Annotated in this window: 14 protein-coding genes; all 14 read right to left on the bottom strand. The window is 46.4% G+C overall.

Annotated elements, in window-relative coordinates:
* Positions 1–13: 13 nt before the first annotated feature.
* On the bottom strand, positions 14–1,222 hold the full coding sequence (locus AC0YNT_RS05985) for an acetate/propionate family kinase (RefSeq protein ID WP_475803738.1): 1,209 nt from the start codon (positions 1,220–1,222) through the stop codon (positions 14–16).
* Positions 1,222–2,094, bottom strand: a complete 873-nt coding sequence (locus AC0YNT_RS05980) for a 3-hydroxyacyl-CoA dehydrogenase family protein (protein WP_167273237.1) — start codon at positions 2,092–2,094, stop codon at positions 1,222–1,224. Before AC0YNT_RS05980 ends, AC0YNT_RS05985 begins: the two co-directional genes overlap by 1 nt.
* Positions 2,095–2,300: 206 nt before the next feature.
* Complete coding sequence (locus AC0YNT_RS05975) at positions 2,301–3,797, bottom strand: AAA family ATPase (RefSeq protein WP_475803737.1); 1,497 nt, start codon at positions 3,795–3,797, stop codon at positions 2,301–2,303.
* Positions 3,790–4,329 (bottom strand): hypothetical protein, encoded by a 540-nt coding sequence (locus tag AC0YNT_RS05970; RefSeq protein ID WP_475803736.1) that lies wholly within the window; start codon positions 4,327–4,329, stop codon positions 3,790–3,792. Before AC0YNT_RS05970 ends, AC0YNT_RS05975 begins: the two co-directional genes overlap by 8 nt.
* Positions 4,330–4,456: 127 nt before the next feature.
* Positions 4,457–4,990, bottom strand: a complete 534-nt coding sequence (locus tag AC0YNT_RS05965; protein WP_475803735.1) for a cell wall elongation regulator TseB-like domain-containing protein — start codon at positions 4,988–4,990, stop codon at positions 4,457–4,459.
* Positions 4,990–6,291: an amidohydrolase gene (locus AC0YNT_RS05960; RefSeq protein WP_475803734.1), complete on the bottom strand. Its 1,302-nt coding sequence runs from the start codon at positions 6,289–6,291 to the stop codon at positions 4,990–4,992. The genes AC0YNT_RS05965 and AC0YNT_RS05960 overlap by 1 nt, the downstream gene beginning before the upstream one ends.
* Positions 6,272–6,931, bottom strand: coding sequence for a redox-sensing transcriptional repressor Rex (locus AC0YNT_RS05955; protein WP_475803733.1), 660 nt, complete (start codon positions 6,929–6,931; stop codon positions 6,272–6,274). Before AC0YNT_RS05955 ends, AC0YNT_RS05960 begins: the two co-directional genes overlap by 20 nt.
* Positions 6,928–9,789 (bottom strand): ATP-dependent DNA helicase DinG, encoded by a 2,862-nt coding sequence (gene dinG / locus AC0YNT_RS05950; protein WP_475803732.1) that lies wholly within the window; start codon positions 9,787–9,789, stop codon positions 6,928–6,930. Before dinG ends, AC0YNT_RS05955 begins: the two co-directional genes overlap by 4 nt.
* 15 nt (positions 9,790–9,804) lie before the next feature.
* Positions 9,805–10,602, bottom strand: a complete 798-nt coding sequence (locus AC0YNT_RS05945; RefSeq protein ID WP_475803731.1) for a tetratricopeptide repeat protein — start codon at positions 10,600–10,602, stop codon at positions 9,805–9,807.
* A 111-nt stretch (positions 10,603–10,713) separates the two neighbouring features.
* Entirely contained in the window at positions 10,714–11,097 is a 384-nt protein-coding gene (gene panD, locus AC0YNT_RS05940; protein ID WP_475803730.1) for an aspartate 1-decarboxylase, read from the bottom strand.
* Positions 11,090–11,989, bottom strand: a complete 900-nt coding sequence (gene panC / locus AC0YNT_RS05935; protein ID WP_475803729.1) for a pantoate--beta-alanine ligase — start codon at positions 11,987–11,989, stop codon at positions 11,090–11,092. Before panC ends, panD begins: the two co-directional genes overlap by 8 nt.
* Positions 11,964–12,884: a 3-methyl-2-oxobutanoate hydroxymethyltransferase gene (panB, locus tag AC0YNT_RS05930; RefSeq protein ID WP_475803728.1), complete on the bottom strand. Its 921-nt coding sequence runs from the start codon at positions 12,882–12,884 to the stop codon at positions 11,964–11,966. Before panB ends, panC begins: the two co-directional genes overlap by 26 nt.
* Before the next feature lie 247 nt (positions 12,885–13,131).
* A complete protein-coding gene (locus AC0YNT_RS05925) occupies positions 13,132–14,112 on the bottom strand; it encodes a biotin--[acetyl-CoA-carboxylase] ligase (protein ID WP_475803727.1) in 981 nt (326 codons plus the stop codon).
* 5 nt (positions 14,113–14,117) lie between these two features.
* Positions 14,118–15,386 carry a CCA tRNA nucleotidyltransferase gene (locus tag AC0YNT_RS05920; RefSeq protein ID WP_475803726.1) on the bottom strand — a complete coding sequence of 423 codons (1,269 nt, stop codon included), beginning with the start codon at positions 15,384–15,386 and terminating at the stop codon, positions 14,118–14,120.
* Positions 15,387–15,393: the final 7 nt, after the last annotated feature.

Genomic DNA, 15,393 nt, shown 5'->3' with positions numbered 1-15,393 from the left:
CTACTCTATTCGATTATTTCGAATCGCCTTTAACAATCGTATACGTATCACGGGCAATCAGCAGCTCTTCGTTCGTTGGAACAACAAGAACTTTCACACGTGATGTATCCGTCGAGATTTGACGGACTTCTTTGCTGCGTACATTATTACGCTCTTCGTCCAGCTCAACGCCTAGGAACGAGATGCCTTCGCATACCGCTTTGCGCAGAACATTCGAGTTCTCGCCAACGCCTGCTGTGAACAAAATAATGTCTACACCGTTCATCGCTGCAGCATAGGCACCAATGTATTTCCGTACGCGATACGTATACATATCAAATGCCAGCTTGGCATTTGTATCACCTTCGCCCATTGCTTCTACAATCTCACGCATGTCGCTGCTGATCCCAGAGATCGCAAGCATGCCGCTATGTTTATTAAGCATGGAATTTACTTCGTTTAAGGTCAAATCCTCTTTGTTCATGACATATGGAACGATAGCCGGATCAAGATCACCGCTGCGCGTACCCATCATCAGACCTTCAAGGGGGGTCATACCCATACTTGTATCAAAAGACTTGCCATCCAGAATCGCCGTACAGCTTGCGCCATTACCGATATGGCAGGAGATCATCTTCAGCGATTCAAGCGGCTTGCCAAGGAAGTCAGCAGCCTGCTGGCTTACATATTGATGTGATGTCCCGTGGAAGCCATAACGACGTACTTTATGACGACGATACAGGACTTTAGGAATTGGATACAGGTAAGAAGTATTAGGCATCGATTGATGGAAGGCGGTATCAAATACAACCACTTGCGGCACATTTGGCATATTTGCTTCTACCGCGCTAATCCCCATCATATGGGCTGGGTTATGAAGTGGAGCAAGATCAAACAGCTTGCGGATCTCCTGCTTCACATCAGCGGTAACAAGTGCCGAGCTCTTGAACACTTCGCCGCCATGGACAACACGATGACCAACAGCATCAATCTCTTGCATTGATTTTACAACGCCATGTTCGGGATGAATCAGCATATCGACAACTTTTTTAACCGCTGTGACATGATCAAGAATCTCACTAACTTGTGTGACATCCGGTTTACCTGGAGGCTCATGAGTAACGATCGAAGAATCCATGCCGATCCGCTCTACACGCCCGCTTGCAAGCACTTCTTCCGTCTCCATATTATAAAGCTGATATTTCAGCGAGGAACTTCCTGCATTAATTACGAGTACTTTCATTAGATACGGTCCCCATCCTTGTCATATTTGAAAAATCCTACGCCAGACTTCACACCAAGATGCCCAGCGCGTACCATTTTCTTCAATACAATGGACGGACGGTATTTCAGCTCCCCGTATTCCCGGAACATACGCTCTAGTGCAGCAAGGATGGAATCAAGTCCAAATCGGTCAGCCATCTCGAACGGACCATTTTGGAAAGAATAACCGATTCGCATTGCATTATCGATATCTTCAGCTGATGCAACGCCTTCTTCAAGTACATGAAGGGCCTCATTAATGAACAGACAAATAAGACGAGTCGTCACAAAGCCTGGAGACTCGAACACCATGATTCCTTTTTTCTGTATGACTTCATCAACGAATTCTTTCATCGAATCAAATGTTGCATCGGAGGTTTTCAGACCACGCACAATCTCGACCAGGTCGATCTTGGATACGGGATAAATAAAGTGGAGGCCAATGACACGCTCCGGATGGCTAGTTACACTTGCCAGCTCCGTTAAGCTTAACGTGGAGGTATTGCTCGCAATAATTACTGACTCATCACAAATCTCATCCAGCTGTTTAAACACGAGCTTCTTGCTTTCCAGATCTTCTGTTATGGATTCAATGACCAGTTCGCAGTCTGCCAGTTCGTTATATGTCTGGCAAGGATGAATGCGATTCAGGATCAGTTTTTTCTCAGCTTGCGTGAGAGCCCATTTCTCAATTTGCTTCTCTAAGTTGAGCTCAATCATTTGCATACCGTATGTTAAGCGTTCCTCAGAGCTTTCGATTAAATACACATCCAGCCCTTTAGAAGCAAGCATTTCTGCAATTCCTTGACCCATTGTTCCGGCGCCGATGACACCAATCTTTTTAATAACCATAATTCTTTTGTTTCTCTCCTTGTAACTATTCTCTTTTTTGCGGCATTGAGAATCATTCTCTTTACCTATCGATCAAATCCATTATAACCTTTTTTACACAAATAAAGAAGGCAACTGGTGATGATTTGGTGAACAGCAAAACGAGCGGCAGGTCTAACACCCTGCCGTTCGTTTTGTATATCTAGCCAAGCTAAGAAGCCTTATTCTTATGCGCTTTTTGACAGCTGACTTAGTAATGTCCGGAACTCATCACCGCTAAGGGTTTCATCTCGAATCAGAACGTCCAGCGATTGGGTAAACACTTCTTTTTTTGCTTCCAGCATTGCTTTCGTCTTCACCATCAGTTCATCCAGAATGGAGCTCGTAATACTTGCCCATTTATCCGGGGTCATCATGTTCGCATCAATAATACCAAGCTCAGTGAGCCCAGATTCGACCATTGTCCGAACAATATTCATTGCCTGATCAAAGTCACCGCGTGAGCCTGTGCTGCGGCCGCCATAGAAAATCTCTTCTGCTGCAGCTCCGCCAAGCGCGATCATGATTTGGCTTTCCAGAAAATCCTTCGTGTACAAATATCGATCCTGCTGCGGGTTATGACGGACATAACCAAGCGCTTGACCACGCGGGGATAAAGCAACCTGCGAGACGCTGCCTGGACGTACCAGCTCTGCTGAAATGGCATGACCTAGTTCATGAAGCGCCACGCGTTCGCGTTCCTCAGCCGTTGATTCCCGGTCTGTTTTCTCACCCATCATCACTTTATCAATCGCCATTGCCAGATGTGACTCCAGAATGGTCTCACTGTTCTCACGCATAGCGTAGATCGCACCTTCGTTCATTACGCTCTCCAGCTGTGCGCCTGAAAAACCAAAGGATTCAGAAGCAATACGTTCCAGATTAATACCTTCATTAAGCGGTTTGTTCGCCGCATGCAGACGCAAAATATGAAGGCGCCCTTTTTTATCCGGCAGTTCAACTCCAATATGACGGTCGAATCGACCCGGACGCAGCAAAGCGCTGTCGAGTATTTCTTTCCGGTTCGTTGCTGCAATAATAAGAATACGTGGTGCCTCATCAGAATGAATACCGTCCATCTCTGTGAGCAGCTGGTTCAATGTCTGATCATATTCTTTATGCTGACCGCCGTCCCTTTTACCACCGATGACATCAATCTCGTCAATAAAGATAACGGCACTTTTCTTACCGGCTTTTTTCGCTTTCTCCCTTGCTTCCTTGAACAAATCACGAATCCGTCCTGCACCTACACCCACATACATCTCAACAAACTCACTGCCTGAGGCAGCCAAATAAATCGAATCGGTATAATGAGCTGCGGCCTTCGCAAGTAGAGTTTTACCAGTACCCGGAGGGCCCGTGAGCAAAATCCCTTTCATCGGACGGATACCCAGCTTAGCAATCTCCTCTTGTTTAACAAGAAAATCAAGGGCTTCAATTAACTCTTGTTTTGCTCGATCCTGACCGCCAATCTGGTCAAAGCTCATCGATTCCAGACGAAGCTCTTTGCTGCGTTTCGCACCTGAACTAGCCATCATCCGGCCTTTGCCGCGCGTAGTGAACCATACCCCTGCTCCTAAAGCAGCTAGTAACAAGACGGGCATCACATTAACTCCTTCAAAAGCCAGGAAAATAAACAGCATTAAGCCAAAGCCGGCTGCGATCTCAATCCCGTATTTACGCATAAGTTGACACCTCCAGCTGTGCAGGAACGCGCGGAAGTACAACATACTTCGTTGAGGTATCATCCTTTAGTGTGATATAGACATTATTGTCATCAAGTGCTGTTTCATAATGGACACCTGCATTCGCAGCAGCTGCTTTTTGAAGAGCATTCGGAATTTCGGAATAATTCTTCTTCTCCATCGCTTCTGCAACATTAAATAACACCGAAGACCATACTTTATCTAATTGACTACTAGGAACTGCATTAGTAATATCAAGCTGCAAATCGCGGTCACCAATAGCATCCTTGCCTTCTTTAGCAATGTTTTCATAGACATCTTTTAATTTCGCATCCGGCTCAAGCGTAACCTGTACTGACACATGATCTTGATCTATAGTAGGAGCATTCGCCGAGGCGACACCTTCAACTTGTCCGATAGACTTCTGAAAAGGAGAAACGACAGCAAACTGCTTATATAACATCCACCCGCCAAACAGCAGCAATGCTGTAGCTACAGCGGACAACACGAATGGGACAATGCGAAGTTTCATTCTTACTCCTCCTCTTTAAGCGTTAATATAAAATTCCGTATATCATCTCTGCTATACGAAAGTATATCATATATCGACATCAAGAGGGCGGTGTAAAAACAGGAAAAGGAGCCAGCCGCTTACGCGGCTAGCTCGCTGTTTTGGCAGGAAGATGATATTCCGTCACATACGTTCCCGTACGGAAATCATAGAATGCGTAGCTGTATTTCTCGGGGTTATGGCCTTCTGAATAGAAGACTTCCCACACAAGCTGTCCATTTAACGTTCCCGGCTGAATCCGTTTGAATTCTGCATCCGGTTTGGCTTTCAGCACAGCTTGTTTGATTGAGGCTTTAAGTACACTTTCAGTTTCCTTAACAATCTGCACGGTCTTATCCGGACCAATTAACCATACATAAATCACTTCATCCGCGTCATTCTCGCCCTTCACGATCCAAGAAGTCGTATCCCATACCTGCTTCGTGATGGACGTTACTTTGGTCAAGTTTGCTGCTTCCTTAGCTTGCTTGCGAATCGGATTCTCTGAGTCCCAGAATGGCTGTTGAATCGTATTGTAGTACATGATTACAATTGCGATAACAGCCAACAAGGCAACAAGAATCACGGCCAGCCAGCGCTTTGGACTCATGACCGAAGAACGTTTTTTAGTTGTCGCTCTCATTATGCTTGCAGCAGCCGCTCGAAGCTTGCTTGTGCCTCGTAACGGATCTTCTCTTCATCCATTAGCGTACACTCGCCATTATGAACAACTTTACGTCCATCCACCCACACATGCTTAACATCTCTTCCTGAACCGGAATAAACAAGATGCGATACGATATCTGTCAGGGGATAATAATGAGGCTGTTCTATATCGATGGCAATGAAATCTGCTTTTTTGCCTTCAACCAATTGGCCAATTTTTTCTTCCTGCCATATGGAACGTGCACCATAAACCGTACCCATGCGTAATGCCTCCATAGCAGGGATAACGGTTGGATCACCGGATACTCCTTTGTGCAGCAAAGCAGCAAATTTGATTTCTTTAAACAGATCCAAATTGTTATTGCTCGCAACACTATCCGTACCAAGCGACACAGTAACGCCTGCACGCAGCAGTTCAGGTACACGAGCTACGCCGCTTGCCAGCTTCAGATTGCTGACAGGATTATGGGATACGGCTACCTTACGGTCAGCCAGCAATGCAATCTCTTCATCATTCAAATGTACCGCATGGGCAACAAGTGCCGGCCGCGAGAAAAAGCCCAGCTTATCCAGATGCTCGACAGGACGAGTACCGTAATCCCGGACATTTTGCTCCACTTCAGCAAGTGTCTCGGACATATGTGTATGAACAGGCAGATCATAATCATGAGCAGCTTGGACAAACTTCTCAATGTAATCAGGCGGGCAAGTATAAGGGGCATGTGGTGAAATCATGGTCGTAATACGTCCATCTGCTTTGCCGTTCCAATCCCGCGCGAATGCGATTGCTTCTGTCAGCTTCGCCTGCTGGATCTCCTCGGAACAAAGACCAATAACGCCACGTGTCAAACAGCCGCGAATACCCGATTGCTCAACCATTGCAGCCACTTGATCCATTCTGTCATACATATCAACAAACGCTGTTGTACCCGTCTTCAGCATCTCGACAATAGCCAAGGCGCTGCCAGCACGAGTATCTTGATCGATATATTTGCCTTCCATCGGCCACATTTTTTGCTCGAGCCATACTTGCAGGTTTTGATCGTCGGAGTAACCACGGAGCAGAGACATAGCTGCATGACCATGTGTATTAATAAGGCCCGGCATAAAAGCAAGCTTGCTGCCGTCTAATCGTTCTACTTTCTCATCCAGCCCAGTTGGAGCTGTCTCACCGATATATGTAATCTGATCGTCGGTTACTACCATGTGTCCCCGGAAGACCGAATTGGTATCGTTCATCGTCACGAACAGGCCATTTTCAATCCATAATTGAGCCATCTTCAAGTTCATTCCTTTCTTTGTTCAAATAATAAGCCAAGCTCAGTAATTCTCTTGTAAAGTCTGCGTGGTGAATCCGGATATGATCTGGTAACCGCAATATAGCCGGTGCAAAGTTCAAGATCCCTTCAATCCCCGCTTCTACGAACTGATTCGCTACATTTTGTGCTTCCGGACCGGGCACGGTAATAATGCCGATCCGGATATTATTTTCCTCTACGACAGCCTTCAGCTTTTCCATAGGCATGATGGGAAGATTATTAATCATCGTCCCGATCTTACTAGGATGGTCATCGAATACGGCGACAATTTTCATATTGTCTTTGGAGTACTTATTGTAATTACATAATGCATGTCCTAGGTTACCAGCACCAACGAGTGCAACATTAATCCGCTGGTCCAGCTTTAGGATTTGTTGAATCTTCTCAATCAAATAGGAGACGTCGTACCCGATACCCTTACGGCCGAAATCACCGAAATAAGCAAGGTCCTTCCGAATTTGGGCGGGATTGAGGTCTAGCTTGAGTCCCAGCTCCTGCGAGGAAACGGTTTGCACTTCACGGTTGTACAATTCGTTTAACACCTGCAGATAGATGGGCAGCCGTCTGACGACGGCCTCTGATATTTTCGCCTGCTTCACCCGTTTGCCCCCTCTTCCGATTGCAGCCATTCCCGCATTCGCGCTACCATCTGATCCGTATGCATGGTTTCAATCTTCGGTCCTGGTAATGAATAAAGGAAATGTTTGCCATAATACGTATCAATGACTCGCGTATCGTAGATAATAACAATCCCCTTGTCCTTCGTTGTACGAACAAGTCTTCCGAAGCCCTGTTTGAAGCGGATAACCGCTTGTGGGATAGACAGCTTCATAAACGGATTTTGCTTTTGCTTCTGCAGCAGCTCCGACTTCGCTTCAACAAGCGGATGATTCGGCGGCTGGAACGGCAGGCGGACGATGGCAAGACAGGTTAAAGCCTCACCTGGAATGTCCACCCCTTCCCAGAAGCTGCTCGTGCCAAGCAGAACCGTTTCGGGTGACTGGGTGAACCGTCTCGTAAGCTTTGTCCGATTACCGCTGTCAATGCCTTGTCCAAGGACCTGAATACCCGAACCTGCCAAAGCTTCTTTAAGCGGCTCATAGACCTGCTTCAGCATCCGATATGAAGTAAATAGCACAAGCATGCGTCCTTTTGTCTCTACTGCTGCATCCGCAAGCGAGTCTACAAGCATAGAAGTAAACTGCTGATCGCTCCCAGCACCTTTCAAGGTTGGGAAATTCCGTGGAATAATGACCAGAGCCTGCTCGCGATAATTAAACGGCGAGGGAAGCTGAACGGTCTTGAGCCGGTTATTTTCTTCAAACCCTTCGAGGCCAAGCTGCTCCTCCGCATACTGGAACGATTTATGAACAGACAATGTTGCAGAAGTTAGCACAATGCTGTCCTTCACATCAAAGAAATATTGCTGAAGCTGTTTGCTGACATCCACCGGAACGGCATAAAGATGGACAGACCGATAACGGTAAGCCATACTCGCTTCAATCCAATACACTTCCGAATTTTGCTCCATCTTGAGGAAGGTACGCAGATCATCCTTCACTCTCGTCAAATCACGAACAACGCCATTGAGGTCGGTAATAAGTCCTTGAATCGTCTGGTCATCGAGTCTTTCTTTAATATCCGATGCCATTTTATCCACTGTCTTAACGACCCGGCTGAGCTCGGTATGCACATTTGTCTCTATATTCAACACATCGTCCCAGCCTGTTTTCGGGGTGTCACTGCGCAAACGGCAAACGGCCTGACCGTTATCATTGCCGGCCTCTCCAGACTCGCCAACGAAGGCATACAGGAGCTCAAACAGCTTATCCCAATGCTCCTTGACGTCTTGGAAAATCGGAATAACCGTATCAATGGTTTCCGTCCATGCTTGTACCCGCTCATCATCCTCCTGCTGCAGACGTAGTCTAAGTGCTGGCAAGAGACCAGAACGGTTATCTTTAAATAATCTCGTCGTTTGATGAGTCAAGGAGAAGTAATTAATTTGCATGCCAAGATGTTTGCCGGCTACCTCTTCAACATGATGAGCCTCATCAATAATCAAGTGGCTATACGATGGAAGAAGCCTATGATCCGCTTGAACATCCGTAAACAGCATGGAATGATTCGTTATGCATACATCAGCAATATTGGCTTCATGCTTCGCGCGGTGATAATAACAACGCTTAAACCATGGACATTGGCGATTTAAACAGGAATCCGCGTCACTGGCCACCGTCGACCAGAAGTCAGATCCTTTATTGCCAAAGTTGAGTTCCTCTTGATCTCCGGTCTCGGTCTCGCTGAGCCAGACCACCATTTGAGAAGCTGTAATCGCATCATCAATGGGAGCAACTAGATCTTTCGCATTAATTTTACTTTCAAATTTACGCAGACATAAATAATTGCCTCTTCCCTTAAAGATGGAGGCACGGAAATCAAAAGGCAGTATTTCACGAAGAAGCGGTACATCTCGATGCCTCAGCTGCTCCTGCAAATTGATGGTATGGGTACTGACAACAATTTTGCTTTCCTGCTTAATCCCGTAGTACAGAGATGGAATCAGATAACCAAGTGATTTGCCGGTTCCTGTACCCGCTTCAATAAGCAGATGCCGTTCATTGCAGAGCGAGTCATATACTTCATGAAACATCGTCGTCTGCGCTTCCCGTTCCTCATAGTTCGGGTACTTCTCCATGAAACGCTGCTTGATGCCATCCAAATACTGCTCGAAAGACATATCCTTGAGCTGATCCGCTTCCTGGTCTGCACGTGCTGGCTGCTCTTCGGTCCATTCGCCAGCCTTCAAGGCAAACTGATTGAAATATTGATAAGTATTCATATCAATGGAGGTGTGAAGCTCAGCTTGCTTTTGGGTTTCGGCCATAAACCAGCTTAGATCGCTTCCGTTGTCTATAAGAAAGGATAGCCGCTGCAAAGTAAGCAGCGGCAATTGTCTGAGCTTTCGTACCGATAGGGCAAATAACTGCGCTGTAGCTACCGCGTCACTGTCTGCCCGATGATGCTGTTCATGGGTAATGCCAAACAGCTCCGTTACAGCGCCAAGCTGATACGTAGTAATCGAAGGATACAGAACTCTAAGCAGCTCAATCGTATCAAGCCTGCGACCGATAAAGGGATGATACCCGCATCGGTCGAGCGCTTGATTCAGGAAGCCAGCATCGAAGTTTACGTTATGAGCAACGAGTACGGCATCCTCTAAATGAGGGATGAGCTGCATAAGCACCTCATCCAGCTCGGGAGCGTCCGCTACCATAGCAGCATCGATCCCTGTTAACTGCGTTATAAATGCCGGAATTTCTATTGTAGGACGAACGAAGGAACTAAACGTTTCCACAATTTCAAGGTCTTCATTCAGCACGGCTAATCCGACCTGAAGGATATCGTCTCCAACGCCATGTCCTGTCGTCTCTAAATCCAATACTGCAAATTTCATTAATTTTCTATCCCCTCATAAGCAGCAAAGCTCGGTACTGCCGAAAAATAAGGATAATTGCTGCGGCGTTTCTTTACAACATTTCAAATTGTTTAACGGGTCTTTAAAGCTTGGGCAAGTTTCATATGCCTTCAGGAAAAAACGTTCTGCTTGCTCCATATTCATATAGATCGCTTGAATGCACCCAAGGGCATTATAGCCTAAAGCACGCCATTTCGGATAGTCCGTTAATGAAATCAGCAATTGGAAATGTCTTTGCGCCTCACTCCAGTTTTGAAGATGCATATTGGTCATCGCCAGATACAGCCTTGCCAGATTGCATTCCGGAAGGGTTGAGACCGCTGATTGAAAATGAGTGGCAGCATCGGAAAACATAAATAATTTATAATATCCCTGCCCTTTCGAAATCATCATGGCGTACTCATACGGAACTTCCATATCAAGCTCAGCGTTATAAGCTTCTTCGGCAGCAGCCGGTTCTGGCTTCTCTGTCTGCTTGACTGTTTCAGGCACCGAAGGCACTGACGATGATGCCGCTTGGGTCTCGCCTAACTCTGTGCTGCTCTCCATGGCCATGGAAGGCGGCGGTGTTATTTTCGATGGAGGAACTTCAGGTGAACCTGATTGCTGCTCCACAAAACAAGAAAACTTTTCTTCGAATTCAATCCATTGTTCGACGAGGGAATCGCTCATTTTTTTGAGGGTTGCCATTTGCTCGTCATATTGAAGCTTCTGATCACCGGTTGCAGTTGGATACACATCGATAAGATGGTCAAGCATTTCATTCATGGCTTCGAACATTTGCTGAAACATATTACGCATCCCGCCTTCACCAAAGAATTGAGGAGTGTTATGCTCATTCTTTGTTTCGGCAGGGCTTTTCATACCCCGTGCCAATCGTTACATAGTGCTGGAACTGAAGCGTTAAAGAACCGTCGCGTGTATTTCCTCAGACAGATTTTTGAGTGGTCGGTTATCACTGTCCAGAATGGTTACAATCGGCTTATGCACTCTTGCTTCCTCGTCGGTCATGGATGCATAAGAAATGATAATAACCTGGTCTCCAGGCTGAACTTGGCGAGCTGCAGCACCATTAAGGCAAATAACACCTGATCCGCGCTGCCCCGTGATGACATACGTCTCAAACCGTGCACCATTATTGTTATTTACAATCTGTACTTTCTCATTTTCCCAAATGTCTGCTGCATCCATTAAATCCTCATCAATCGTAATACTGCCTACATAGTTTAAATTTGCTTCTGTTACGGTTGCCCGATGAAGCTTTGATTTCATCATTGTTCTATACATGATCCTTCACCTCTGCGACTACATTTGGTACAAATAAGGCATTATCAATTAATCGAGTCGAACCAAATTTTACGGCAAGTGCCAGAATATATTTGCTTTCTTCAAGCTCAATCGGCTCATTCCAAGAAGGCTGCTCCAAAGAAGGATAAGTCAACCATTCTACATAATCAATCTCCGCTTGACCTGCTTCGTTGATTTTGGCTTTAACGCGTGATACCAGCTCTTCAGATTTAATACCCGGTTCATTCGCCCATTGCTTCGCAAGAGCCAAAGACTGCGATAAAACAACCGCTTGCTGCCGATTCTCGGCTGTTAAATAAACATTACGCGAGCTAAGCGCAAGTCCATCTGGTTCCCTTACAATTGGACAAGGAATGATTTCCACCGGGAAATTCAGATCGTCTGTCATTTGCTGAATAACCGCAATCTGCTGAGCGTCCTTCATACCGAAGTATGCTCGATCAGGCTGAACGAGATGGAAAAGCTTGCTCACAACAAGCCCAACGCCGTCGAAATGTCCAGGTCTTGAAGCACCACATAATCGTTCCGTAAGCTGACTTACGATAACTGAAGTACGAGGCTTCACGGGATACATTTCCTTCACTTCCGGCATAAAGACGATGTCGATGCCATTCTCTTTGGCAATAGCGAGATCTCTTTCCTCATCCCGCGGATAACGTTCAAAATCTTCATTAGGCCCAAATTGCATAGGATTTACAAATATTGATAATACCGAGGCTGTGTTCTCAGCCACCGATTGACGCATTAAGCTTGCATGACCTTCGTGAAGAAATCCCATAGTTGGTACAAGACCAATAGTTGGGTGATTGGATGATTGTTTGATTTTAATAAGTTCGTTTTTTAGCTCAGCTATGGTTCGACACAAAATCACGCTTGGGGGACTCCTCTCCGCTTGCTTGATTACTGCTGTTATTTGAAACTGCTCCCGCACCATATAGATGATTGATGGCTGCCGACTTAGCGCCAAAGGAATGCTCCTCCGCAGGGAAAGCGCCAGCTTTCACTTCGTTTACGTAGCTGCTGATGGCATTACGGATTGTAGATCCGATATCTGCATACGTTTTGACCATTTTCTTCTCGATATAAGGTGATGAATATTGCAATATATCATGATAAACCAGTACCTGACCATCACAGCCACGCCCTGCGCCGATGCCAATGGTTGGGATCGACAATTCTTTGCTGATGGCTTCTGCTAAAGGCTCTGTAACGAGCTCCAGCACGATAGCAAATGCTCCAGCAGCTTCAAGCGCCTTGGCATCCTCCATCAGTTTTTCTGCTTCGCGTTCAAGCTTGCCCTGCACCTTGTAACCGCCAAGCTGATGAACTGATTGGGGAGTTAAACCGATATGGCCCATAACAGGGATTCCGGCTTTAACCAACGCCTCTACTTCAAAGGCAATATCCGTACCACCTTCCAGCTTAAGAGCTTGGGCTCCGCCTTCCTGCATCAGCCTTGCTGCATTACGCAGCGTAGATTCCCGACCGATGCCGTAAGTCATAAAAGGCATATCCGTAACAATAAACGTATTCTTGGCACCTCGTGCTACGGCGCGTGTATGGTAAATCATATCTTCGAGCGTGACCGGAATCGTTGTATCGTACCCAAGTACAACATTCCCTAATGAATCGCCGACCAGAATAACATCCAGACCAGCTTCCTCCGCCAATACGGCAGACGGATAATCATACGCGGTCAGCATTGAGATTGGATTTTTGTCCTGCTTCATTTTCTTGAGGTTGGTAATTGTCAGACGCTTCCTCATTACGCTTCATCCCCTTTTAAGTTTTAGGATAAACACAAAAAAACCTTTTAGCCGCTGCTAAAAAGGTTCCCGAACTAAAAAGGAAACGTATGCTAAGTCTTTGCTTCCTTCTGTCTCGGTCCCTACGGCTCAGAGCAGAGTTTGCCTTGCTAATCCACAACATCTATTACCCTCAGCAGTGCAGCTCTTACCAGATACCGCCTGCTTCTCTTATAGTAACAAAAAAAGGTGTGCCCGTAAACGCCCCTTAGCGTACGGGCTCGCCCATTTCTGCGGAAAACACAACAACCGTGCTTCCGTCTTCCTTGCGTACAGTTAATGCACCGCTGGCATCAAGACCAATCGGAACGCCGTCAATTGTACCTTGAGGGGTTATAAGTCGTGCAGGTTGGTTCAGAGATACCGATAACGCTTCCCATAACGTAATAATTGGACCAAAGCCTTTGTCCAAATAAAGCAAATAAAGCTGCTCCCATTCATGCAAAAAGTCGGTAATAATCGTCGTCCGATCAAAGCCGTCCCCGCCATTGACAATACGGAGCGAGGTAACCTTATTCAGCATTTCGTCCGGATAATCCGTCTTCTCCAGATTGACACTGATGCCAATTCCTGCGATAACATAGCGCAGTCTCTCATCTTCCGCTGTAGATTCCAGCAAAATCCCACTGATTTTCTTGCCTTCGATTAACAAATCATTGGGCCATTTGATACCTATTGATAACTCTGTCACTCTTCGCAAGCTGCGGCATAACGCGACAGCAGTAAGCAGTGTAAGCTGTGGTGCAAAATGAATCGGAGTCGAAGGACGAAGGATCATGCTCATCCAGATCCCTTTCCCTTGCGGGGATACCCAGCCACGCCCCATTCGACCGCGGCCATTCTGCTGCTGCTCCGCTATGACAAGCGTACCTTCCGGCGCACCTTCCTCCGCCAGCTTCTGCGCTATATTTTGCGTAGAATCAACAGACTCGAACCATTGGATCGAGCTGCCAAATATTTTCGATTTCATTTGACTGAGCAGCTCAGGTACCGATAAGGTATCTGGCGAAGAAATCAGTTTGTATCCTAACCGACGCGAAGCGTCAAACTGATAGCCAATCGACTCCAATTTTTTAATTTGCTTCCAAACAGCCGTACGGCTGACACCTAGCTGCTGACTGATCAATTCTCCAGATACATACTCGCCAGGATTTTGTTCAAACAATTCAAGCAATCGGTTGGTTGACATCTTTATCAATCCTCGAAATTCCATATTTGAGCTTGCGCAAGTAACGCTTCTTGTTCATTCGGCAGTTTACCTAATGCAACTTGCAGGAGGAGCTGCTGCAGCATCCGTCCCATCCACGTTCCAGGCTCTTGATTTAAGCCTCCTGCGAGCTGTTTGCCATTCAGCTTTAACTGCTTTAAAGTTATTGCCGGCATGTTGTCTAACCATTCCATGAAGAGGTTCGCATAGGGGTGAAGAACTTGATGCGGATCCCATCGTGCAATGGATAACCACCCACGAGCCGCTGTTTCACCATATTGAATAACGGCATTTGTCCATATGAGCCGCAAATCTTCATCCTGCTTCATAATCAATTCTGAATGCATGTGCAGGACGGCCATAATCGAGTTCACGCGAGCTGTTGGCAGACGTAGTGCCTTTAATGTCTCTTCTGCCTCTATAGTCGTTATATAATCAACCATAAGCAGTGCAGCATAACGCATATCTGAATGTTGAAGCTCGTGTATTTGAGTAAAAGGCTTAAAACCATCTGGATTAGTCAGATAAGCTTCTCCAAGCTTGTCCGCTGCGACTAGCGGGGTACCGCAATAAAACAGCAGTCTGCTTACTGAGAGCAGGTGTAACGCATGTTGTGGGACACCTCCGCTCATCATACGGTCAAGCTCTGCAAAAACACGCTCCATAGCGATGAATGAAAGCAGCTCACGATGTCTAATTAAAGCTCTCCAAGTCTGATGAGCAATGGCGAATCCGAATTGGGAAGCGAACCGGATCGTTCGCAGCATCCTGAGCGCATCCTCCTGAAATCTCGCGTCCGCATCACCTACACAGCGAATCATCTTGTGTCGCAGATCATCTATGCCCTGAAATGGATCATAGAGCTCACCATCAGCATACATCGCCATTGCATTAATCGTTAAATCCCTGCGCAGCAAATCGCCGTCCAGACGGTCGATAAACTCGACTTGCGCTGGACGGCGGTGCTTCTCATATTCCGATTCTGTCCGGTAGGTCGTCACTTCATAAGGAATGCCATTATGCAGGACAGTTACTGTGCCATGCTGGAGACCGGTCGGAATACAGCGGGGAAATAAAGACAATACCTGCTCTGGTCTCGCCGATGTAGCAATATCTACATCCTTGATTGAAAGCCCCATAACCGTATCCCTAACGCAGCCACCAACAAATACCGCTTCATAGCCTTGATCCCCAAGCTTTTCGAGTACGGGTATTGCCTGCTGCATGATGGTCGGCAAATTGAAGCGTATCCCCATATGTTTC

Source organism: Paenibacillus sp. J22R56, from assembly GCF_056269375.1.
The sequence above is the reverse complement of the archived record's forward strand: the minus strand, read 5'-3'. Positions and strand labels throughout refer to the sequence as shown.